Source organism: Blastococcus sp. KM273128 (assembly GCF_021698975.1).
In the GTDB taxonomy this organism is placed as follows: Bacteria; Actinomycetota; Actinomycetes; order Mycobacteriales; family Geodermatophilaceae; genus Blastococcus.
Window position 1 is genome coordinate 1 of the sequence record NZ_SSXA01000235.1, and the last position, 210, is coordinate 210.

Annotated in this window: 1 pseudogene; it reads right to left on the reverse strand. The window is 82.9% G+C overall.

Going from position 1 to position 210, the window contains the following annotated elements:
• Positions 1 to 210 (reverse strand): annotated as a pseudogene (locus E9529_RS21705) (HNH endonuclease); the annotation flags it as partial.

The following is a 210-nucleotide window of genomic DNA, read 5'->3' on the forward strand; positions in this document are numbered from 1 at the left end:
CGCTCATCCCGTCCCCGACCGGGCGCACGGTCACATCGGCGGCCCGCTGCCGCACCTTCCGCCGCCGCTCGGCCGCGGCGGCGTCGCGGGCCAGCAGCTGGGCGCGCAGCGCCTCCCGCAGCCGGCCCAGCCCCAGCCCGGCCGCGCCGGGCAGCACCGCGGCCTCGGCGGCGGCGATCACCGCCGGATCGGTGTCCGCGCCGAACGCGG